This is a genomic window from Actinospica durhamensis, assembly GCF_018139695.1.
Classification (GTDB): Bacteria; Actinomycetota; Actinomycetes; order Streptomycetales; family Catenulisporaceae; genus Actinospica; species Actinospica durhamensis.
The window spans coordinates 1-21,097 of sequence record NZ_JAGSOG010000153.1; the positions used below are offsets into that span (position 1 = coordinate 1).

Consider the following 21,097-nt stretch of genomic DNA (forward strand, 5'->3'; position numbering starts at 1 on the left):
GGGCGGGCCTATCGCCGTGATCAACACCTGGAACCGGCTCGGCGCCACCGCCCGCCCCTGGACGCTGGAATGAGCGAGACTCCCTTGATCGACGCAAGCGATGGAGGTCTCTGACATGTCCTACCCCGAGCCGCGCTACACCGGCGAGCACGGCGAGATCAGCGCCTGGAACCGGAGCGCGGACCAGCCCGCGGAACTGCCCTACCGGTCCGGCAACCAGGTCCATTACCTGGCCACCGGCGCGAGTACGGACGGGAAGTTCGGGCTCTACCGCTGGGACTTCAGCGCGCAGCCGACCGGCCCGTCCCCGCACTTCCACCGCACCATCTCGGAGTCCTTCTTCATCCTCTCCGGCACGGTGCGGCTCTACGACGGCAGGGAGTGGGTGGACGCCACGGCGGGCGACTTCCACTACGTGCCGGAGGGCGGGATCCACGCGTTCCGCAACGAGTCGGGGCAGGAGGCCTCGATGCTGATCCTCTTCTCCCCCGGCGCGCCGCGCGAGGAGTACTTCGAGTCGATGGCACGTCTCGCCGGGCAGCCCGACAGCGAGGAGCTGCGGGCCGAGCGCAAGCGGATCGCCGAACTGCACGACAATATCTGGCTCTGAGTCGGCTCCGGCAGGTGGGGCGTGCCCGGACGGGGCGCGCCCCACCTGGCAGACTGGCCCAGGACGGTTCCGGACGAAAACGGCCGGATGACGCAGCCGGACCACACGGTGTGAACGTGCCCAGAAGGAGTGCCATGCAGCAGGTGAAGGCGGTCATCGCGCGGAGCAAGGGCGCGCCGGTCGAGCTCGTGACGATCAACGTGCCCGACCCCGGTCCGGGCGAGGCGGTGGTGAAGGTCCAGGCGTGCGGCGTGTGCCACACCGACCTGCACTACCGCGAGGGCGGGATCAACGACGAGTTCCCGTTCCTGCTCGGGCACGAGGCCTCCGGCATCGTCGAGGCGGTCGGGGACGGGGTGACCGAGGTCGCGCCCGGTGACTTCGTGATCCTGAACTGGCGCGCGGTGTGCGGGCAGTGCCGGGCGTGCCGGCGTGGGCAGCCGTGGTACTGCTTCGCCACGCACAACGCCAAGCAGAAGATGACGCTCGAGGACGGCACGGAGCTCTCCCCGGCCCTGGGCATCGGCGCGTTCGCCGAGAAGACGCTCGTCGCGGCGGGTCAGTGCACGAAGGTGGACCCGAGCGCGCGCCCGGCCGCGGTGGGCCTGCTCGGCTGCGGCGTGATGGCCGGGATCGGCGCCGCCATCAACACCGGCGCCGTCACCCGCGGCACCTCCGTCGCGGTGATCGGCTGCGGCGGCGTCGGGGTGGCCGCGATCGCCGGCGCCGCGCTCGCCGGGGCCGGACCGATCATCGCCGTGGACATCGACGCCAAGAAGCTCGCCACCGCCGCCCGCCTGGGCGCGACCCACACCGTGGACTCCTCGGCCACCGATCCGGTCGCCGCGATCCAGGAGCTGACCGGCGGATTCGGCGCGGACGTGGTGATCGAGGCGGTCGGGCGGCCGGAGACCTGGAAGCAGGCGTTCTACGCGCGCGACCTGGCCGGCACCGTCGTGCTCGTCGGCGTGCCGACGCCGGAGATGAAGATCCCCGACCTGCCGCTGATCGACGTGTTCGGCCGCGGCGGAGCGCTGAAGTCCAGCTGGTACGGCGACTGCCTGCCCAGCCGCGACTTCCCCGTGCTGGTCGACCTCTACCAGCGCGGCAAGCTCGACCTCGACGCGTTCGTGAGCGAGGAGATCGCCCTGACCGACGTGGAGGCGGCCTTCGACCGGATGCACCACGGCGAGGTGCTGCGCTCGGTGGTGATCCTGTGACCGCGGCCCGGATCGACCACGGCGTCACCTCCGGCACCTTCAGCCTCGACGGCGAGACCTTCGAGGTGGACAACAACGTCTGGGTCGTCGGCGACGACCAGGAGTGCATCGTCATCGACGCCCCGCACTCGGTCGAGGGAATCATGGCCGTGGTGGGCGAGCGCAAGGTCAAGGCCATCGTGTGCACCCACGCGCACGACGACCACGTCCGCGTCGCCCCCGAACTGCGCGAACGCACCATCGCGCCGATCCTGCTGCACCCGGACGACCGCCCGCTGTGGGAGCTCACCCACACCGACTACCTGTGGGACGCCGACCTGACCGACGGTCAGACCCTCACCGTCGCCGGCACCACCCTCCAGGTGCTGCACACCCCGGGCCACGCGCCCGGCGCCGTCTGCCTCTACGCGCCCGAACTCGGGGCCGTCTTCACCGGCGACACCCTCTTCCACGGCGGCCCCGGCGCCACCGGCCGCTCCTACAGCGACCGAACCGTGCTCGAGGCCTCGATCCACGCGAAGCTCTTCGCCCTCCCGGACGAGACGATCGTGCACACCGGCCACGGCGAGGACACCACCATCGGAGCCGAGCGCAAGCAAGAGCTCTGACGAAGGCCGCGGCCGTCAGCGCGTCAGCCGACGGCCGCGGTCGAACTCGCCTCGGTCAGCACGCCGTCGGAGATGGTCAGTACCCGGTCCGCGATCTCCATCAGAGCCGCGTCATGGGTGGCGATCAGGGCGGTGACGCCCTCGGAGCGCACCAGGGTGCGCAGCAGGCGCATGATCTGGGCGCCGGTCTCGGCGTCGAGCTGGCCGGTCGGCTCGTCGGCGAGCAGCAGGGCGGGTTCGGCGGCCAGGGCACGGGCGATGGCGACGCGCTGCTGCTGGCCGCCGGACAGCTCGTGGGCGCGCTGGCGCATGTGGTCGCCGAGCCCGACCAGGCGCAGCAGCGAGGCGACCCGCTCCTCCCGCCGGGCGGACGGGACGCCGAGCAGGCGCAGCGGCACACCGACGTTCTCGGCCGCGGTCAGGATCGGGATCAGGCCGAAGGACTGGAAGATGAACGAGACCTGCTTGCGGCGCAGGGCGAGCAGCTGCGCGTTCGAGATCGCGTCGAGCCGCCGGCCGGCCACGGTGACGGTGCCCTCGTCCGGGCGGTCGAGGCCGCCGAGCAGGTTCAGCAGGGTGGTCTTGCCGGAGCCGGAGCGCCCGCGCAGCACGACGAGTTCCCCGGCGCCGATGCTGAAACTGACGCCGCGTAGAGCGTCCACCCGCGCCGTCGCGCTGCCGTAGCTGCGGCGCAGCCCCTCGACCTGCACGATCGTGGTCTCGCTCATATCCTCGGCTCCTGTTCGTCCGCGCGGACGGTGATCTGTTCCGGTTCGAGGCCGAGCCGCACCCGGTCGCGCAGGTTCAGCGCGGCGACGTACTCGGGCGGCAGCTGGATCCGGCCGCCGCGGTCGAGCACCGCGTACTCCTGGGCCGTGCTGCGCTCGCCGAACTCGGTGCGCAGCACCTCGCTGCTGGTGCGCCCGCCCCTGATCTGCACGGTGCGCGGCACCTGGCCGGAGACCTGCTCGTCGTGGGTGACGATGAGCACGGCGACGCCCAGCTCCTGGTTGACCGTGCGCAGCGCCTGGAAGACGGTGTCCGCGGAGGCCGTGTCGAGCTCGCCGGTGGGCTCGTCGGCGAGCACCACCTTGGGCCGGTTGGCCAGCGCCACGCCGATGGCCACCCGCTGCTGCTCGCCGCCGGAGAGCTGTTCGGGCCGGCGCCCGGCGCACTGGGCGACGCCCAGCAGCTCCAGCAGTTCCTGGGCCCGGCGCCGCCGCTCGCCGCGGCGGACCCCGGCCAGTTGCAGCGGGGTCTCGATGTTCTCCTGTGCGTCCAGGTAAGGCAGCAGATTGCGACCGGTCTGCTGCCAGATGAACCCGACGGTCTCGCGCCGGTAGCGCAGCCGCTCGCGGCCCTTCATGGTCAGCAGGTCGTGGTCGGCGACCCTGGCCCGGCCGGCGGTCGGCCGGTCGAGGCCGGAGAGGATGTTGAGCAGGGTCGACTTGCCCGAGCCGGAGGCGCCGACGATCGCGGTCAGCTCGCCCGGCCGGATCAGCAGGTCGAGACCCTGCAGGGCCTGCACCTCGACCCCGTCGGCCGCGTACACCCGCACCAGGCGGTCGCACAGGATCAGCGCGTCCGAGCCGTACGCGGCGGCCGCCCGGGCGGCGCTCGCGGCTTCGAGTTCCAGACTCGCCAGGTCGGCGGCCGGCGATTGCGCCTCGGTCATCCGTCTTCTCCCATCCTCAGCTGCGCGGGCACGTTGCGCCGGCGGGCGATCGCGGCCTGCAGCAGTACGCCGCAGCCGGTCAGGCCGAGGGCGGCGGCCACGGTCAGCAGCGGGGCGGCCAGGTCGAGCCGCAGCCCGCTCTCGCTCGCCAGTCCCGTGAACACGGTCAGGTTCAGTGCGCTGCCGAAGACCGCGGGCAGCGCGAGGGTGGCCAACAGCCCGCCGAGCGCGGTACTCGCGGCCAGCGGCGCGGTCTCGGCGAGCGCGATGGCGCGGGCCTGACGCGGACTGAGGCCGAGCGTGCCGAGCAGGGTCAGCCGGCGCGCGCGGGCGGCCGCGGTCAGGGCCAGCGCGAGCAGGATCGCGCAGATCCCGAAGCAGGCGGCGGCGCCCAGGCCGAGTACGTACCCGAACTCGGCGAGCCCCTCCAGCGGCTGGTGTTCGAGCTCGTCGAGGGCTTCGGTGCGGTAGAGCACGTGGTTGGCTCCGGGCACGGTCGCGGCCAGCGCGGCGTTCACCTCGGCCGCGGCGATTCCGTTGCCGGACACCAGGATCTCGGACACCAGCCAGTAGTCCGGGTACGCCGCGGTGGCCCAGGCTGGCACGAGGATGAACGGCTCGCCCGGCCCGTACGCGGGGCGCGCCGGGCTCTGTGCCTGGACGCCCACCACGCGCACCTCGAAGGTCGGGGCGGCGCCGGGGATGAGCTTGAACACCGAGCCCACGGCGTATCCGCTGTCGGCAGAGACGACCACCGGGACGTCGCCGGCCACGCGCTGCGCGGGCAGGGCGTCGGCGAACGGCCAGGGCGAGTCCGCCGCGACGTCGGTGTAAGAGCTCGGATCCACCGAGTAGATCGCGGCGTTGGCGCCGCTGAAGTCCAGCTCCGCGACCGCCGTGGCGTGTGTGACGCCGGGGACCTTCTCCAGCGCGGCGACGGCCTTGGCCGCCTGGGCCGGATCGGTGCCGGTGCTCAGCGCGATCGAGACGTCGGTGCCGGTCTGCAGCCAGGCCTCCTCGGACCGCCCGGACTCGATGTTCTGGTAGGCCAGGCCGCCGAGCGCCGCGAGGGTGAGCGCCAGCACGATGGCGAAGGTGGGCAGCGCGAGGCCGAGTGCGGAGCGGGCCGCGCCGGTGAAGCCGAGGAACGCGGTGGCGCCGTCGCGGCGTTGGGCGGCCCGGGCCGCGGGCGCGAGCAGCAGCGGGTAGCAGCGCACCGCGACGGCGGTGGCCACCGCGGCGACCAGGATCGGGGCGAGCGCGCCGAGCGTGTTCGAGCCCGGATTCGTTCCGCCGAGTCCGCGCTGGCGCAGCACGACCACGGCCCCGACCGCGAGCAGCCCGAGGACGAGTTCGAAGACGCGTCGGCGGCCCCGGGGCCGGCGCCGGACCGAGTCGGCGGCCTCGGTGCGGGTACGCGCGGCGCCGCGGTGTTCGAGCACGGCGACCAGCGGCGGCCCGAGGAGCACGACGAGGCAGGCCGCGCCGAACAGGAACACCGACTGCGGGTCCGTTCCGTCGGACGCCGCCACGGCCAGGATCGCGGCCGCTGCGAGCGCGGGGACGGTCAGCGGTGCGAGGTCGACGAGCACCTGGCGGGCGAGTTGCGGCAGCGAGAGGCCGCGGGCCCGCAGCAGCGCGAGGTGGGTGCGGCGGCGGCCGATCACCAGCCGGGCGCACAGCAGCACGGTGGCCGCACCGACCGTCGCGACCCCGACCATGATCAGGCTGAGGATGGAGTCGACCGCGCTGCGCTGCGTCTGGAAGCCGGCCATGGTCTGGGCGGGCCCGGCGGTGATCTGCAGGTGCAGCTCGGTGGCGACGGTGCCGGAGGCGAACGCGGTCATCGCGTTCAGCAGCGATCCCGTGTCCTTCGCCCGGTAGCCGCCAGTGTCCAGCGGGACGCAGTACACGGACGCGGGGTAGTCGAAGCTGCCGTCCGCGTTCTGCACGTCGGCGAGATCGTTCATCTCCTGCGGCCCGATGAGCGCGGCGCTCCACCACAGGGTGGTGCCGTCCGGCTGGAGTTGCGGGTCGGGTGCGGTGAGATCCGGATCGTAGTTCCAGAAGGCCGAGGACGGGTCGGTCGGCTCGACGATCCCGGTGACGTGGAAGTCGACGGTGGCGCTGTGGATCACGCTGCCGACGTGCACGTCGAGGAACTTCGCGTTCGCCGCCGTGAGCGCGACCTCGAAGATCTCGCGGCCGTCGACGGTGCCTGCCGTGACCGGCAGCGAGCCGCTCACCAGGCGCATGTGCGCGTTGAGCCCGTCGCGGTATTCGAGGTTGAAGGTCACCGCGTTAGCGGCGGTGCGGATCCCCAGCCGCTTGACCAGTTTCGCCGCGGCCCACGCCTGGCCGGTCTCCGGCAGGGTCTGCGCGGGGGCCCCGTCGGCGAAGGTGTCCAGGGTCTTGTCGAGCGCGGACGGGCCGGCGACCGCGCCGCCCTGCGCCGTGGCCGTCCCGGCGACCGAACCGGCCGCGTCGAGGGTCTGCTGCAGCGAGCCGGTCAGCTGCCGGTCCACCAGGCCCTGGGCCGCGCCGGCGAAGAACGCCGTCAGGAAGCCCAGCAGGATCAGCAGGGCAACGCCGGGATAGCGCCGGGCCCGCAGCCGAGGCCGGCTCATCGGTCCGCTCCTTCCCGCAGCACGGCGGCCGTCTGCCGGCGCCGGGTGCCGCTGAGCGCGAACGTGGCCAGCGGCGCGGCGAGCAGCACCGCCACCCCGGCCAGCACCTGCGGCCACGGCGTGAGCACGGTTACCGGGGGCTGCGGCTTGGCCGCGGCGGCGGTCAGGGTGGCCACCGGAATCAACACCTTTCCGAACACGACGCCGATGCCGACCCCGGCCAGCGCGCCGAGGCCGACGAGCAGGGCCTGTTCCAGGCACAGCGTGCCGATCCGGCCGCGCCGGGAGAATCCGAGCGCGTCCAGCAGGGCGAACTCGGCCGAGCGCTCCGCCCGGGTGCTGAGCACGCTGACGATCAGTCCGCACAGCGCGAGCAGCATCGTCGCGAGGGCCACCGCGAGCAGCGCCCGCAGCGACTCCTCGGTCAGCGGCGCCGAGTCCAGCTGCCGCTCGAGCTGGGTACGGAAGGTGATGACCGCGCCCGAGGGCAGGCCGCGCGGCGTCTGGGTCGAGCTGTCGCGCAGCCACACCTCGTTCGGCGCGAGCTTCGCGGTCGCCTCGCTCACGATCAGGCCGCCGCCCGCGTTGGAGATCGTCGGGAATCCGTGCACCACCGCCACGATCCGCACCGTGATTTCGGTGCTGCCCGAGCCGAGGGAGACCGAAGTGAGGTCGCCGACGCCGAGGTGCAGCGTGTCGGCGAAGGTCTGGGTGGCGACGGCCGGGATGTCCGCCTGCGCGTCGAGCCCGCCCGAGAGGTCGTTCATCAGGGTGCTGAGCGGCACGGCGGACAGGTCGGAGCGGAGCGTCACGGTGCGCCCGGCACTGGCCGGATCGAGCGCCAGCAGCGTGGTCTGCAGGTTGCCGCCGTCCGGGACGAACACGGCCCGGAACAGCGGGCTCACTGCCCGCACGCCGGGCGACGCGGCGAGCGCGGCCAGGTCGGCGGCGGTGAAGGTGCCCGGGGCCACCCGCGCGTCCGCGTCGGCGTCGACGCTGAAGGCGGCCTGGTCGGCGGCGGAGCGTTCGGCGCTGGCGCGCTCGCTCAGCGAGAACACCCCGGTGGCGACGGCGAGCATGGTCAGCAGGACGGGACCGGCGAGTTTCAGCGGCCTGCGTCCGGTCTGCCAGAAGGCCAGCGGCACGGCCAGGGTGCGGTTGCGCCGGGTCAGCCGCTCGCCGAGCCGCGCGGCCGGCGGCAGCAGCCGCAGCGCGACGCTCGCGCCCGCGGCCAGCACGAGCGCGGGCGCGCCGATCGCGACCGGGTCGTAGCTGGCGTTGCCCGACTGGTCCGTGCCGACGATCGAGCCGCCGGAGAGCAGCTGCCAGCCGGCGAAGGCGGCGAACGCGAGCAGGGCCAGGTCGAAGCCCGCCCGGCCCAGGGCCGTGAGCGCCGCCTGCCTGCCGCGCCGCGTCCGCAGCGCCATCGGCGAGACCGCGGAACCGAAGGCGGGGGCCAGGATCACCGCGATCGCGGCCAGCGCGCAGCCGGCCACCCCGATCCACACCGACGGCGGAACGGCCACGTGCGGCCAGGGGGCGCTCTGCCCGCCGCCCAGCCTGCTGATCGCGGCGGCCAGCGGGCTCGCGGCGAACGGCGCGATCACCACGGCGGGCGCGGCCAGCAACAGGGATTCCATCGCCCGCAGCCGGATCAGCTGCGCGCCGGTGCCTCCGCGCGCCCACAGCAGCGCCGCCTCGGTCTCGCGCACCTCGGACAGCAGCCGCACCACGATGAAGAGGGCTGTGACGGCCACGATGAGCAGCTCGAGCAGCTCGGCGTCCACGAGCGACTGGGCGACCAGCACCGCCGGGGCGAGGCTCGCGAGCAGTTCGGGCAGCCGGGTGGTGGGCCCGGGGTTGCCGAGTTCGCCGCTGGAGGCGAAGCGGGAGAGCGCGGCCGACAGGGCGGTGGCGCGGGTGCCGAGGCCGGATGAGCCGATCGCCGGGAGGTCGGGATCGGCCACCCACTCCATCTGCTCGGCCGCGAACGTGCCGTGGCTGAGGTAGGAGGGGTCGGTGTAGAAGGGTCCGAGTGTGGTGAAGCCGCCGCTCTCCTCGCTGCCCGCGCCCGCCAGCGGATCGAGCCCCCAGTACGGATCGTTCGCGTCGACGGGTGCGAACACGCCCGTCACCACGACCGTCGCGTCGGCGTTGTTGTCGGTGGTGGTGCTGATCCGGCTGCCCGGCCCGGCGTGCAGGATCTTCGCGGCGGCCTGGTCGACGACGACCGGCACCTGCCCGCCGCTCGCCCCGGCCCGCGGCCACGAACCGGCCACGAGTCTCGCGTGCGCGGCGAGGTCCGGCGTCGTGAGCAGCACGCCGGCCTCGCGCGCGGAGGTGGCCGTGGCGGGCAGCGTCAGGTCGAGTTCCGGCGCCGCGTACACGGTCACCGCCACGCCGCCGAGCGCGTCGCTCACCCCGTCGTGGATCTCTGCCGACGCCTGGGCCGTGGAGACCAGCGGCGACGCGCCCTGCAGCGAGATCGCGGTCCCGCTCGCGCCGCGCAGCGCACTGCGCACCGCGGCGTCCGCGGCCTGGCTGCTGTACATGATCAGCGCCGCGGTGAACGCCGTGGTGAGCGCGACGGTCAGGATCACTGCCGCGATCACCGTGCGATGGACCCGCATCCGGCGCAGCGCCACCGGCACCCGCACCCGACGCGGCGAACGAGCACCCATGGATCCACCCCCAAGGACATCGGATAGAGACTGTCAACACGCGACGTCAGTCCGTGACCACTCCCCTTGAGTGTCGCGGACCGCGTTCACCGCTTACCGGCGCACGCGCGACGATCGAGCAGACTACTCCCGGAGGCGCGATGCCGTACACTCCCCGATCGCCCCGCCACCGTACCGGGTCCCCACGCGTGCGCACGAGTCCCCTCCCGCGCGGGGCCCGGGACGGCGAGGTTACTCGGCCGCCGCGCGCTCGAGCACCGGGCGGCGGCGCAGCGCGTGCCGCGTCATCCCGCGCGCGTTCCACGCGCTGTCGACCCGGTACAGGTCGGTGCCGGGCGGCACGATCTCGTCGATCCGGTCGAGCACCGCGTCCTCGAGTACGAGTTCCGCGCGCGCGAGCGAGGCCTTGAGCTGGTCGAGGGTGCGCGGGCCGAGGATGACGGAGGTCACCGCCGGGTGCGCGGCCACGAACGCCACCGCGAGTTCCGGCAGTGTGCAGCCGATCTCCTCGGCCAGCAGCGCGAACTGCTCCACCGCCTCGAACTTGGCCGCGTTGGCCGGATCGGCCGGATCGAACCGCTCGGCGGCGATCGAGGGACGGCCGGTGGTCAGGTCGATCTCTCGACCCTTGCGGTACTTGCCGGTGAGGAAGCCGAAGGCCAGCGGACTCCAGGTCAAAGTCCCCATACCCCACCTCTGGCAGACCGGCAGCACCGAGCGCTCGGTGCCGCGGGCGAGCAGCGAGTAAGGCGGCTGCTCGGTCCGGAACCGGTAGAGCCCCCGCTGCTCGGACACCCGGTGCGCATCGACGATGTCCTCGGCCGGGAAGCCCGAGCAGCCGAACGCGCGGATCTTCCCGGCCCGCACCAGATCGGTGAGCGTCGCCAGCGTCTCCTCGATGTCGGTGTCCGGATCGGGGCGGTGGATCTGGTAGAGGTCGATCCAGTCCGTCCGCAGCCGGCGCAGGCTCTGTTCGGCCTCGTGCACGATCCAGCGGCGCGAGTTGCCGCTCCGGTTGCGGCCCTCTCCCATCGGGAAGTGCACCTTGGTGGCCAGGACCACCTCGTCGCGGCGCCCCTGCAGCGCCTCGCCCACGATCTCCTCGGACTCGCCCTTGCTGTACATGTCGGCGGTGTCGACGAAGTTGATCCCCTGGTCCAGGGCGCTGTGCAGGATGCGGGCGCAGTCCTCGTGGTCGGGATTGCCGATGTAGCCGAACATCATCGTGCCGAGGCAGTACGAGCTCACCTCGATGCCGGTGCCGCCGAGGGCGCGGTATCTCAAAGTCATGGCTACGACGCTAGAAGCTAGAGTCGACTCAAGGTCAAATGCACCAGGTCGCATGCATCGGGACGGCGAGAGGCGGGGCGCACCCATGACGATGACGCAGCAACAGCAGCACGAGCACGCCGATGTGGAACGGCTGAGCATCGGACAGGTGGCCGAGCGCACCGGGCTGAGCGTGCACACCCTGCGCTTCTACGAGGCCGAGGGACTCATGGTCGACCCGGTCGAGCGCCTGGCCGGGGGACGCCGCAGCTACCGTGCGGACGACGTCGAGTGGCTGACGATCTGCACCAACCTGCGCTCCTCCGGCATGCCCCTGCCCGAGATCCGCCGCTACGCCGAACTCGTGCGCGAGGGTGCGGGGAATGAGGAGGACCGGCTCGATCTGCTGCGCCGGCACCGCGAGGAGGTGCTCGACCGGATCGCGAAGCTGCACGGGTGGCTCGAGGTGATCAGCCACAAGGTCGCGGTCTACGAGGAACGGCTCGACCACGGCGCCACCGGCCGGCTGTGGGTCCAGGAGTGCGCGCTGCTCGACCGGGCGATCGAACCGGCGGACTGAACGGTCCGCGGACCCGGCTCACCAGGCGAGCTCGGTCTACAGCGACAGCGATGTGCTCGGCACTTCATCGGGGCTGACCACCGTCTGACCCGAGGCGGCACCGGCCTTTCGGCGCGGCAGTCTCAGCTCGCTGATCAGCACGCCGAGCACGATGAACCCGGCCCCGACCAGCGCGAGGGCGGGCAGCCGGTCCCCGCTCAGGCGCCCGACCACCCCGCCCCAGACCGGTTCGCCGGCGTAGATCACGGTGGCCCGGGTGGCCGGGACGGACTTCTGCGCCCAGTTCATGGTGAGCTGGATCAGGGCACTGGCGACGCCGAGGCCGACCGCCGCGCTGAGCCAGATCCAGGAGAAGGACGGGACCGCCTCGCCGGTGACCGGCATGGCGAGGAACGCGAGCAGCCCGGCGACGAGCAGCTGGACCACGGTGATCCGGCGCAGGTCGACGTTCCCGGCGTACCGGCTTATCAGCACGATCTCGGCGGCCGCGGCCACCGCGGCGCCGAGTGTGGCGAACTCGCCGGGACCCGCGTGCACGGCCGCGCCGTGCGGACCGGCCAGCAGCATCAGGCCGATGAACGCGCTGGCGATGCCGAGCAGCGCGGCCGGCTTGGGCGGGCGGCGGGTGAGCAGCCATTGGAAGAGCGGGACCATCGGCACGTAGAGCGCGGTGATGAAGGCGGACGCGCTGCTCGGGATGGTGCGCAGGCCGTAGGTCTGCAGGCCGTAGCCGAGGAACAGGGTGAGCCCGATCAGCGCCCCGGCGGCCAGTTCGTGCCGGGTCGCTCCCCGCAGAGCGGTGGGGAAGACCAGTAGGGTGAGCAGCCCGGCGGTGGTGAAGCGGAGTCCGACGAAGAAGAGAGGGCCGCTGTGGCGCATCGCGATGTGGATGATCAGAAACGTCGTACCCCAGACCATCGTGACGGCGACCAGGGCCAGGTCGTGGTGTCCGAAGGCGAGTCGGCGGCGGTTGCGGGTCGAGGCGATGCGCAGCATACTGCATACGATATGCGCACTATAGTGCACGACTCAAACCGGGGTTCCGAGCCGCGGCTGACCCCGCGGTCGGAGCAGCGCCCGGATCAGCGCTCGGACGTGCTCGGCTTCGTCGCGCAGAACCTGCGGCGGCTGCGCCGGCGGGCCGGGCTCAGCCAGGCCGCGCTGGCCGAGGCCTCGGGTATCAGCCGCCGTATGATCGTCAACCTCGAGGGCGGCGCGACGAACATCAGCCTCTCCAGCCTCGACCACCTCGCCGAGGCGCTCGGCGCGGACTTCGTCGACCTGGTCATCGATCCGCAGGCGCACAGCCGCCGGATCGAGGCGGTGGCCTGGCGCGGCAGCGCGCCGCAGAGCGAGGCAATGCTGCTCGGCAGCGTCCCGGCCCGCAGCTCGGCCCAGCTGTGGACCTGGGCGCTGGGCCCGGGCGACCGGTACACGGCGCAGCCCGACCCCGACGGCTGGCACGAGATGATCGTGGTCACCGAGGGCCGGGTGCTGATCGACCTCGCCGAGGGGCCGGTCACCGTCGAGGCCGGCGGCTACGCCATATACGGCAGCGCCCAGCAGTACGCCTACGTCAACGTCGGCGCCGGCGTCGCCCGGTTCATCCGCACCGTCGTGGCCTGAGTCGCCGCCATGGCTTGGGCGGCCGCGGTGTCAGGGCCGCGTCACGCCGCCGAGAGCGCGTATCCCTCCGCCGGGGCGAAGCCCGCGCCGTGGTGCAGGGCCAGGGCCTCGGCGAACCGGCTGACGGCGCGGGTGAGCCCCGCGGCGGAGTCGGCCGCCAGCACGGCGCCGCCGTCGGGCTCGCGGGTGATGTCCTGTTCGAGCACGAAGTAGCCCTGCACGATCTGCGCGGAGCCGAGGGAGCTGAGCACCGGACGCAGGGCGTAGTCGATGGCGAGCACGTGCGCGGTGGTGCCGCCGGTCGCCAGCGGCAGCACGACCTTGCGGGCCAGGCCGGACTGCGGCAGCAGGTCAAGCAGGGTCTTGAGCAGGCCGGAATAAGCGGCCTTGTACACCGGGGTCACCACCACCACGCCGTCCGCGCGGGCGAAGAGGTCAAGGGCGGCGGCGATGGCCGGATGCCCGGTATCCGCGCCCAGCAGGGCTGCGGGCGGCAGCTCGCGGGCGTCGAGCGGGTGGACGTGGTGGCCGAGCCCGGCCAGGTGCGCGTCCACGAGTCGGCGCGTGGCGGCGGACTTCGAGGTCGGGGAGGGGCTGGCGGAGACGGTCAGGATCGTGGCCATGTGCGGGTGCACCTTCGCTGCTCGGCGGGGTTGACGGAGTTCACGGGGCCGCCGAGCCTGACGGCTGCGGCGGCGCGGGCGTCCGGTGCCGCGGACGCCGAGCAATTGACACCAGGAGGAGTCTATTTTGGTAGGGTGCCCCGCGCAAGCCTCCGCGCGGCGGCCCGCCCGTCCCGGTCCGGTCTGGAGTGGAGTTCCCGAATGCGCGTCTCGGCGAGAACCGACTACGCCCTGCGTGTGCTGGTGTCCCTGGCGGCCGACGCCTCGCGTCCGCTGACCTGTGAGGGCATCGCCGAACAGCAGCAGATCCCGTACCGCTTCCTGAAATCCGTGGTGCGCGACCTGCGCCTGGCCGGGCTGGTGCGCAGCCAGCGCGGCTGCGAGGGCGGGTACTGGATCGGACGCGAGGCCGCGGCGATCTCGATCGCCGAGGTGGTGCGCGCGGTGGACGGCGAGCTGTTCACCGTCAACGGCGAGGTGCCGGAACCGACCGGCTACCCGGCTCCGGCGGTGCGGGTCGAGACGCTCTGGCGCGGGCTGCACGCGCACCTGACCGATATCTTCGCGGGCGTGAGCATCGCCGACCTGGCCGGCGGCGAGCCCGGGGCCCGGGCGGCGGCGCTGTTCACGGACGCGCTCGCCCAGGCCTAGCCCGCACGGGCCCCTACAGACAAGGATCGAGAGCATGGCACACACCGACGACGCGCGGTTGGACCACTGGCACGGCGAGCTGCGGCACATCCGCGGCTCCGAGCTGAGCGGGAACACGAATCAGACCACGGGCATGACCCGGTTCGAGGCGGTCTCCGGCAAGACCGTCGGCTCGACCAAGGTGTGGATGGGCCAGACGCACGTGGCCCCGTCCACCAGCTCGGGCGACCACCACCACGGCGAGGCGGAGACCGCGATCTACGTGGTCTCCGGCAACCCGGTGTTCGTCTTCGCGGAGGGCGAGCAGGAGGTGCGGATCGAGACCGAGCCGGGCGACTACGTGTTCGTACCCCCGTACGTGCCGCACCGCGAGGAGAACCCGGGCACCGGCGAGGCGGTCGTGGTGATCGCGCGCAGCAGCCAGGAGGGCGTGGTGGTGAACCTGCCGAGCCTGTGGGCCCGGGTGGAGCGCGACGCGGACGGCGCGCAGGACGCCGCGAACCCGGCGGACGGCGGCGAGTGCGCGTGAGCGGCGCGGCCGAGCCGGTGCTCACGGTCTGCGAGTACACCGATCCGGCCTGCCCGTGGGCCTGGGGCTCCGAGCCCAAGTTCGCCCGGCTGCGCGCCCTGCTGGCCGCGGCGGGCGAGGGCGTGGTGTGGCGGCGGGTGTACGGGATCTTGTTCGACGAGGGCGAGGCGCCCGCGCCGGATCCGGCCGCCGAGGCGGCCTGGTATCTCGAGGAGGTGCGCGAGATCTCCGGGCACACCGGCGCGCCCTGCCCGCAGCGGCTGGAGTGGGTCGCGGCCACGAGTTGGCCGATGGCGCTGGCGGCGAAGGCGGCGCAGTCACAGGGGCCTGAGGTGGCCGAGGCGGTGCTGCACCGGCTGCGCGCGACCACGTTCGTGGACGGGCGTCCGGCGGACACCCCGGAGCGGGTGCTGGCGGCCTTGCGCGAGGTATCCGGACCGGCCGAGGGCGGCGCGGCCGGCCTGGATCTGGAGCGGTTGGCGCGCGAGGCCGCGTCCGCGGAGGTCCTCGCGGCGGTGCGCCGCGACCACGCGGAGACCCGGAATCCGTGCGCCGAGGTCTTCGCCATCACGGAACAGAGCAGGCATCCGGGACGGGCCAAGCCGCTGGGTGAGGACCCGGCCGACGGGTACCGCTACGCCCTGCCCACGCTGGTGTTCGAGGGCGCAGGCGGTCGCGCGGTGGCGGCCGGGTGGCGGGCCCCGGCGGAGTATCTGGCGGCGGTCCGGCGGGCCGCGCCGAGTCTGTACGAGCTCTGCGACCTGGGCACCGAGTCGTCTCGGTGAATAAGACACATGCATGTGTCAATTGACAGCACGGCGTCCAGCCGCCACGATGGCCGCATGACTTGGACGCATCCCGGCGTGGTTTGCCGCTACGTCGACCTTCGGCGCACTTCCAGCGCCCTGTGTTGCTCCTGATCCGGATCACCTCCTCCCCGTGATCCGCGGGGGCACGCCCCTTCCCCGGCCAGCCGCGCGCCGAGCTCTCGAGCGCGCGAGGACGACGGCCGTGCGGCGCGTGACACCTGCCCCCGCATCTTCCATCCCCCAGCTCACCCCGTAGGCCGCGGCGCGGTTTCCGGCGGGTCGGCGCGTGCCGGCGTCCCCGCCCTGCCCCCCGCCCGGGCTGCACAAGATCGCATATATACCCATTGATAGGCCTGGCTCGGTGCGCCAGGCCCCTGGTCGCGCACGCCCCGAAGGCGGTCCGGACGCGGCCGGCGCACCGCCACCCAACCCGTAGGAGAGGTTCCCCCCATGGACAACCGGATCAGCAGACGCGGCGCGCTCGGACTCGCCGCGGGTGTCTCAGTAGGCGGAGTGCTGACCCTGTCCGGCTGCGGCAGCAGCACGGACGCGGCGGACGCGGCGGGCGGCGCCGGCGGGGTCGGCGGCACCGTGAAGTGGGGCTGGGACCTGCCCACCTCCTGGGACCCGATCACCTCCTCGGCCGGCTGGGACGTGCACGCGCTCTCCCTGGTCTACGCGGGCCTGACCCAGGAGGACAAGACCGGCGTCGCGATTCCGGCGCTGGCCAGCGGCTGGACGTACAACGCGGCGGGCACCGAGGTCACCTTCACCCTGCGCCCCGGGCTGAAGTTCAGCGACGGCACGACGCTCGACGCGGCCGCGGTGGCCAAGAGCCTGGAGCGCAGCCGCACCGGCGCCGGCTCCCTGGTGGCCTCGCAGCTGATCTCGGTCGCCTCGGTCACGGCTCAGGGCACGGACAAGGTCGTGGTCACCCTGACCGAGCCGAACTTCCAGATCCCCACGCTCTTCGCCGGGAAGACCGGCATGATCGTGAGCCCGGCCGCGTTCGAGAAGGACGCGGCCGGCCTGGCGCTCAAGCCGGTGGGCGCCGGCCCCTTCCAGCTGACCTCGTACACGCAGAACGCCTCGGCCTCGCTGGTGCGCTTCGCCGGGTTCTGGAACGCCGCGCAGATCCGCATCCAGGACTTCCAGCTCTACCCGCTGCCGGACGCCTCCACCGTGGTCGCCGGGCTCGAGTCGGGCCAGTACAACGTGGCCTCCATACCGGGCAGCCAGGTCGCCGCGGCGAAGGCGGCCGGCCTGCAGGTACAGGTGATCGACTCGCTGGTGGTCGCGGTGCTCGACGTCAACGACGCGGTCGCCCCCTTCGACGACGACAACGTGGTGCTGGCGCTCAAGTACGCGGTGGATCGCAAGGCCCTGCTGCAGACCGCGCAGTTCGGCTACGGCGACGTGGCGTATCAGCCCTTTCCCAAGGGCTACGTCGGCTACAACGACGCGATCGGCGACATCTACGCGCTCAACCAGGCCAAGGCGAAGCAGCTGCTGGCCGCGTCCAAGTACGGCCCGAACCCGACCGTGACGATCAGCACCGCCGCGGCCGCGGGCGTGCCCGAGCAGCTGCAGGCGCAGCTGCAGGCCGTGGGCTTCAACGCGAGCATCAAGGTGATCCCGGAGGCCCAGTTCACCGAGCTGGTCTACATCCAGCACGAGGAGCAGCTGACCGTCGACGCGTTCGCCGGCCGCGACTCCGCGGTGCAGGCGTTCCAGGTGCTCTTCGGCACGCAGGGCCTGCTCAACCCGGGCCGGCACACCGTCGCGCAGCTGCAGTCCGAGCTCGCCACGGTCAACCAGACCCCGCTGGACAGCGCGAAGTACGCGGGCGCGCTGCAGCAGGCCACTGCGACGGCGGTGCAGCAGGCCCCGAACGTCTTCCTCTACACCGAGCCGCGCATCCTGGCGCGCGCCTCCTCGGTCTCCGCGATCCCCGAGTACCTCGTGGTGCAGCGGTTCGAGGGGGTGACGGCCGGATGAGCCGGTACGCCGGCACGCTGCGCGCCGTGGTGCGCGCGGTGTCGGTGCCGGTGACGGTGTTCCTCATCGCCACCTTCGGCACCTACGCGCTCGGTGCGCTCGGCGGGGCCAACCCCGCCGCCACCGTGCTCGGGCAGGACGCCACGCCGTCCGCGATCGCTCAGCTCAACCACCAGTACGGGCTCGACCGCCCGTTGCTGGTGCAGTACTTCAGCTGGCTCGGCCACGCGCTGAGCGGGAACCTGGGCACCTCGTACTTCACCTCGATCCCGGTCTCCACCTCGCTCGGCCAGGCGCTGCCGGTGGACCTGTCCCTGGCCACCCTCGCGCTCACCTTCGCGGTGCTGCTCGGCGGCGCGGCGGGGATCGCCTCGGCGCTGCGCCGCGGCCGCCCGCTGGACCGGATCGTCTCGGCGGTCTGCTCCGCGCTGGCGACGGTGCCGCCGTTCCTGGTCGGCATCACCCTGATCGTGCTGTTCGCGGTGGTCTTCCGGCTGCTGCCGTCCGGCGGATACGTCCCGCTGACCCAGAATCCGGGACAGTGGCTGCGGTTCGCGCTGCTGCCGGCGCTGGCGCTCTCGGCCGAGGGCGCCGCCGCGATCGCGCGGCAGTTGCGCACCTCGCTGGTCGGCGCGCTGGACGAGAACTACGTGCTGGGCGCGGCGGCACGCGGGCTCTCGGCCCGCCGGGTGCTGCTGCGGCACGCGCTGCGCAACGCCGCGGGTCCGGCGCTGACCGTGCTCGGCGTGCAGGTGCCCGCGATCATCGGCGGCGCGGTGGTGGCGGAGAAGATGTTCGCGCTGCCCGGCGTCGCGCAGCTGGCCCTGACGGCCGGCTCCGAGCGCGACGTGCCGGTGATCCAGGGCGCGCTGCTGGTCACCATCGGGGTGGTGCTGGTGAGCAACATCGCGGTGAACGTGGTGCTGACCCGGCTGACCCCGCAGGCCCGCCGTTCCCCGTCCGCCGCGCGGCGGCGTGCGGGTACGGCCCGAGCGGCGGAGGCCGCGGCATGAGCGCAACGCCGAACAACACCCGGCGGGTCGGAATCCTGCGCCGGGCGCTGCGCCTGAACAGCGCCCGGGTCGCCCTCGGCATCACCGTGCTGATCGCCGTGCTCGCGGTCTTCGGCGGCGCGCTGGCCCCGCACGACCCGCTGGCCCAGGACACCTCGGCGGTGTTGCAGGGCCCGAGCGGCAGGCACTGGCTGGGCACCGACTACCTCGGCCGCGACGTGCTCAGCAGGCTGATGGCCGGCTCCGGGCGCTCGATCGTCGGCGCGCTCGAGGCGGTGGGCATCGGCCTGGCGCTCGGCGTGCTGCCCGGCCTGGCCTCGCTCTGGCTCGGCCGGGTCTACGAGTGGGTCTCGCTGCGCATCGTGGACGCCTTCATGACGCTGCCCTACGTGGTGTTCGCGGTGGCGGTCACCGGCTTCTTCGGCAACAGCCTGATCGCGGCGATGACCGCGGTGGGCGTGCTGATCGCGCCGCTCTACTTCCGGGTCACCCGGGCCGCCGCGCTGGGGCTGACCCGGACCCAGTACGTCGAGGCGGCCGAGCTCTACGGCGCCTCGCGTCGCCGGATCCTGCGGCGGCACCTGTGGAGCAAGATCCTGCCGACCATCGCGGTGACCACGGCGCAGGCGCTGGCCGCCGCGCTGCTGATCGTCTCCTCGCTGGCCTTCCTCGGCCTCGGCGTGCAGCCGCCGCTGCCGACCTGGGGCGAGCTGCTGAGCTCGGACCTGGACTACCTGTCCCAGCAGCCCTGGGCGCCGCTGGTGCCCGGCCTGCTGATCATGCTGGTGGCCGGGGCGCTGAACGCGCTGGCCGACGCCGTCCGGGACGCCGGGAGCGCCGGCGCGCCGGGCACGCTCGCCGTCGATCAGGCCGCTGAGGCGCAGGCCGAGGACGGGCAGAGCGCCGAGACCGTCCCGGCGGCCGACCCGGTGCTGCGGGTGGCCGGGCTGCGGGTGAGCGTGCACGGCGGCCGGGCCGAGGCGGTGCACGGGGTCTCCTTCGAGGTCGGACGGGGCGAGATCGTCGGCCTTGTGGGCGAATCCGGCAGTGGCAAGACCCTGACCTGCCGGTCGGTGACCGGGCTGCTGGCGCCCGGCTGCGCCCGCTCCGGCGGCAGCGTCGAGCTGCTCGGCGGCGCGGACACCGAGCCGGTGGACCTCACCGCGCTGGACCGGGCCGGCTGGAACGCGGTGCGCGGCCCCCGGATCGGCATCGTCTTCCAGGACCCCGCCTCGTATCTGAACCCTTCGATCCCGGTCGGACGGCAGCTGGTGGAGGCGCTGCGCGCGCACACCGAACTGTCCAAGGCCCAGGCGCGAGCCCGGGCGCTCGAGCTGTTCGGCTCGGTGGGCCTGCGCGAACCCGAGACGGTGTACGCGCAGTACCCGCACGAGCTGTCCGGCGGCATGGCCCAGCGGGTGCTGATCGCGATCGCCATCAGCGGCGACCCCGAGCTGCTCATCGCGGACGAGGCGACCAGCGCGCTCGACGTGCTGGTGCAGGCCGAGGTGCTCGACCTGCTGCGGTCCCTGGTGCGCGAGCGCGGCCTGGCGCTGCTGCTGGTCACCCACGACCTCGGCGTCGTCGCCGAACTCTGCGACCGCGTGCTGGTGTTCGACGCCGGCCGCATCGTCGAGCAGGGCAGCGCCGCGCAGGTGGTCGGCGCCCCGGCGCACCCGCGCACCAAGCGTCTGCTGGACGCCGCGCTGGTGTGGCAGCCCGGCTTCGAGGACGTCCACAGCGAACTGATCGGAGCCGCGTCGTGAGCGTCGAGAGCCGGCCGCCCGCGCCGCTGCTGGAGATCGAGGACCTGGTCGTCGGGTACGGCGACCGGCACACCCCGCCCGTGCTCGACGGCGTCGGCCTTGACGTGAGCCCCGGCGAGATCGTCGGCCTGATCGGCGAGACCGGCTCGGGCAAGACGACCCTGGCCCGCGCGGCGGTCGGACTCGTGCCGGCCCGCTCAGGCCGGGTCGGCTTCGACGGCACCGACCTGACCGCGCTCGGCTGGCGCGCCCTGCGCGAGTTCCGCCGCCGCGGACAGGTGCAGTACGTCTTCCAGGACCCGCTGCGCGCGCTGGATCCGGATCTGACCGCGGCCGAGTCCGTGGCCGAGCCGCTGGCCGTCGCGGGCTCCGTGGATCGGGCCGAGCGCGCCGAGCGGGTGGCCCGGGCGCTGCGGGCCGTGGGGCTCGAGCCCGCGCACGGCGAGCGCGTGCCCGGCGGCCTGTCCGGCGGCCAGCGCCAGCGCGTGCTGCTGGCCCGCGCCCTGGTCACCGAGCCGCGGCTGCTGATCTGCGACGAGCCGGTCAGCGCGCTGGACGCGGCCAACCGCAACCACGTGCTGCGGCTGCTGCTGAACCTGCGCGACGAGTCCGGGATCGCGGCCCTCGTGATCACGCACGACCTGCACTCGCTCTCCGGCGTGGCCGACCGCGTCGCGGTGCTGCACGACGGCCGCCTGGTCGAGCAGGGCCGGGTGCGCGAGGTGCTGGACGCGCCGCAGCACCCGTACACCCGCCGCCTGCTGGCCGCGGCCCCGCGCCTGCACACCCTCGGTGCTCCGCCCGCCCCGGCC

General features: G+C 73.2%; 19 protein-coding genes. 12 read left to right on the forward strand and 7 right to left on the reverse strand.

Annotation, left to right across the window (positions count from 1 at the left end):
- Positions 1–115: 115 nt before the first annotated feature.
- The 3 genes from KDL01_RS25405 to KDL01_RS25415 all read left to right on the forward strand — a co-directional run bounded on the left by KDL01_RS25405 (position 116) and on the right by KDL01_RS25415 (position 2,438).
- Complete coding sequence (locus KDL01_RS25405; protein ID WP_246576975.1) at positions 116–610, forward strand: cupin domain-containing protein; 495 nt, start codon at positions 116–118, stop codon at positions 608–610.
- A gap of 134 nt (positions 611–744) precedes the next feature.
- Complete coding sequence (locus KDL01_RS25410; protein ID WP_212531118.1) at positions 745–1,830, forward strand: S-(hydroxymethyl)mycothiol dehydrogenase; 1,086 nt, start codon at positions 745–747, stop codon at positions 1,828–1,830.
- A complete protein-coding gene (locus KDL01_RS25415; protein ID WP_212531119.1) occupies positions 1,827–2,438 on the forward strand; it encodes an MBL fold metallo-hydrolase in 612 nt (203 codons plus the stop codon). Before KDL01_RS25410 ends, KDL01_RS25415 begins: the two co-directional genes overlap by 4 nt.
- A gap of 23 nt (positions 2,439–2,461) precedes the next feature.
- Here KDL01_RS25415 and KDL01_RS25420 read toward each other — a convergent pair whose 3' ends face one another.
- From KDL01_RS25420 to KDL01_RS25440, 5 genes are all read right to left on the reverse strand, one after another.
- Entirely contained in the window at positions 2,462–3,166 is a 705-nt protein-coding gene (locus KDL01_RS25420; RefSeq protein ID WP_246576976.1) for an ABC transporter ATP-binding protein, read from the reverse strand.
- On the reverse strand, positions 3,163–4,113 hold the full coding sequence (locus KDL01_RS25425; RefSeq protein WP_212531120.1) for an ABC transporter ATP-binding protein: 951 nt from the start codon (positions 4,111–4,113) through the stop codon (positions 3,163–3,165). Before KDL01_RS25425 ends, KDL01_RS25420 begins: the two co-directional genes overlap by 4 nt.
- Positions 4,110–6,740: a hypothetical protein gene (locus KDL01_RS25430; RefSeq protein WP_212531121.1), complete on the reverse strand. Its 2,631-nt coding sequence runs from the start codon at positions 6,738–6,740 to the stop codon at positions 4,110–4,112. Before KDL01_RS25430 ends, KDL01_RS25425 begins: the two co-directional genes overlap by 4 nt.
- Complete coding sequence (locus KDL01_RS25435; protein WP_212531122.1) at positions 6,737–9,421, reverse strand: FtsX-like permease family protein; 2,685 nt, start codon at positions 9,419–9,421, stop codon at positions 6,737–6,739. Before KDL01_RS25435 ends, KDL01_RS25430 begins: the two co-directional genes overlap by 4 nt.
- Before the next feature lie 231 nt (positions 9,422–9,652).
- Positions 9,653–10,705, reverse strand: a complete 1,053-nt coding sequence (locus KDL01_RS25440; RefSeq protein ID WP_368861647.1) for an aldo/keto reductase — start codon at positions 10,703–10,705, stop codon at positions 9,653–9,655.
- A gap of 91 nt (positions 10,706–10,796) precedes the next feature.
- Between KDL01_RS25440 and KDL01_RS25445 the strand changes: the two genes are divergently transcribed.
- Positions 10,797–11,270, forward strand: a complete 474-nt coding sequence (locus tag KDL01_RS25445) for a MerR family transcriptional regulator (protein WP_212531124.1) — start codon at positions 10,797–10,799, stop codon at positions 11,268–11,270.
- A gap of 36 nt (positions 11,271–11,306) precedes the next feature.
- Here the strand turns inward: KDL01_RS25445 and KDL01_RS25450 are convergent, their stop codons facing one another.
- Positions 11,307–12,266: a DMT family transporter gene (locus KDL01_RS25450; RefSeq protein ID WP_212531125.1), complete on the reverse strand. Its 960-nt coding sequence runs from the start codon at positions 12,264–12,266 to the stop codon at positions 11,307–11,309.
- A gap of 12 nt (positions 12,267–12,278) precedes the next feature.
- On the opposite strand from KDL01_RS25450, the gene KDL01_RS25455 reads away from it, so the two are divergent.
- On the forward strand, positions 12,279–12,896 hold the full coding sequence (locus KDL01_RS25455; RefSeq protein ID WP_212531126.1) for a helix-turn-helix domain-containing protein: 618 nt from the start codon (positions 12,279–12,281) through the stop codon (positions 12,894–12,896).
- Positions 12,897–12,937: 41 nt separating this feature from the next.
- Here KDL01_RS25455 and ssuE read toward each other — a convergent pair whose 3' ends face one another.
- On the reverse strand, positions 12,938–13,519 hold the full coding sequence (ssuE, locus tag KDL01_RS25460; RefSeq protein ID WP_212531127.1) for an NADPH-dependent FMN reductase: 582 nt from the start codon (positions 13,517–13,519) through the stop codon (positions 12,938–12,940).
- Between the two features lie 201 nt (positions 13,520–13,720).
- Between ssuE and KDL01_RS25465 the strand changes: the two genes are divergently transcribed.
- From KDL01_RS25465 to KDL01_RS25495, 7 genes are all read left to right on the forward strand, one after another.
- Positions 13,721–14,170 (forward strand): RrF2 family transcriptional regulator, encoded by a 450-nt coding sequence (locus tag KDL01_RS25465; protein ID WP_212531128.1) that lies wholly within the window; start codon positions 13,721–13,723, stop codon positions 14,168–14,170.
- A gap of 34 nt (positions 14,171–14,204) precedes the next feature.
- Entirely contained in the window at positions 14,205–14,699 is a 495-nt protein-coding gene (locus KDL01_RS25470; RefSeq protein ID WP_212531129.1) for a cupin domain-containing protein, read from the forward strand.
- Positions 14,696–15,484 (forward strand): DsbA family oxidoreductase, encoded by a 789-nt coding sequence (locus KDL01_RS25475; RefSeq protein WP_212531130.1) that lies wholly within the window; start codon positions 14,696–14,698, stop codon positions 15,482–15,484. The genes KDL01_RS25470 and KDL01_RS25475 overlap by 4 nt, the downstream gene beginning before the upstream one ends.
- A gap of 474 nt (positions 15,485–15,958) precedes the next feature.
- Positions 15,959–17,506, forward strand: coding sequence for an ABC transporter substrate-binding protein (locus tag KDL01_RS25480; RefSeq protein WP_212531131.1), 1,548 nt, complete (start codon positions 15,959–15,961; stop codon positions 17,504–17,506).
- Entirely contained in the window at positions 17,503–18,519 is a 1,017-nt protein-coding gene (locus KDL01_RS25485) for an ABC transporter permease (protein ID WP_212531132.1), read from the forward strand. Before KDL01_RS25480 ends, KDL01_RS25485 begins: the two co-directional genes overlap by 4 nt.
- Positions 18,516–20,285, forward strand: a complete 1,770-nt coding sequence (locus KDL01_RS43760; RefSeq protein ID WP_246576977.1) for a dipeptide/oligopeptide/nickel ABC transporter permease/ATP-binding protein — start codon at positions 18,516–18,518, stop codon at positions 20,283–20,285. Before KDL01_RS25485 ends, KDL01_RS43760 begins: the two co-directional genes overlap by 4 nt.
- Positions 20,282–21,097 (forward strand): ABC transporter ATP-binding protein (locus KDL01_RS25495; protein WP_307846590.1); only part of this gene is annotated, 816 nt, incomplete at its 3' end. The genes KDL01_RS43760 and KDL01_RS25495, both read left to right, overlap by 4 nt.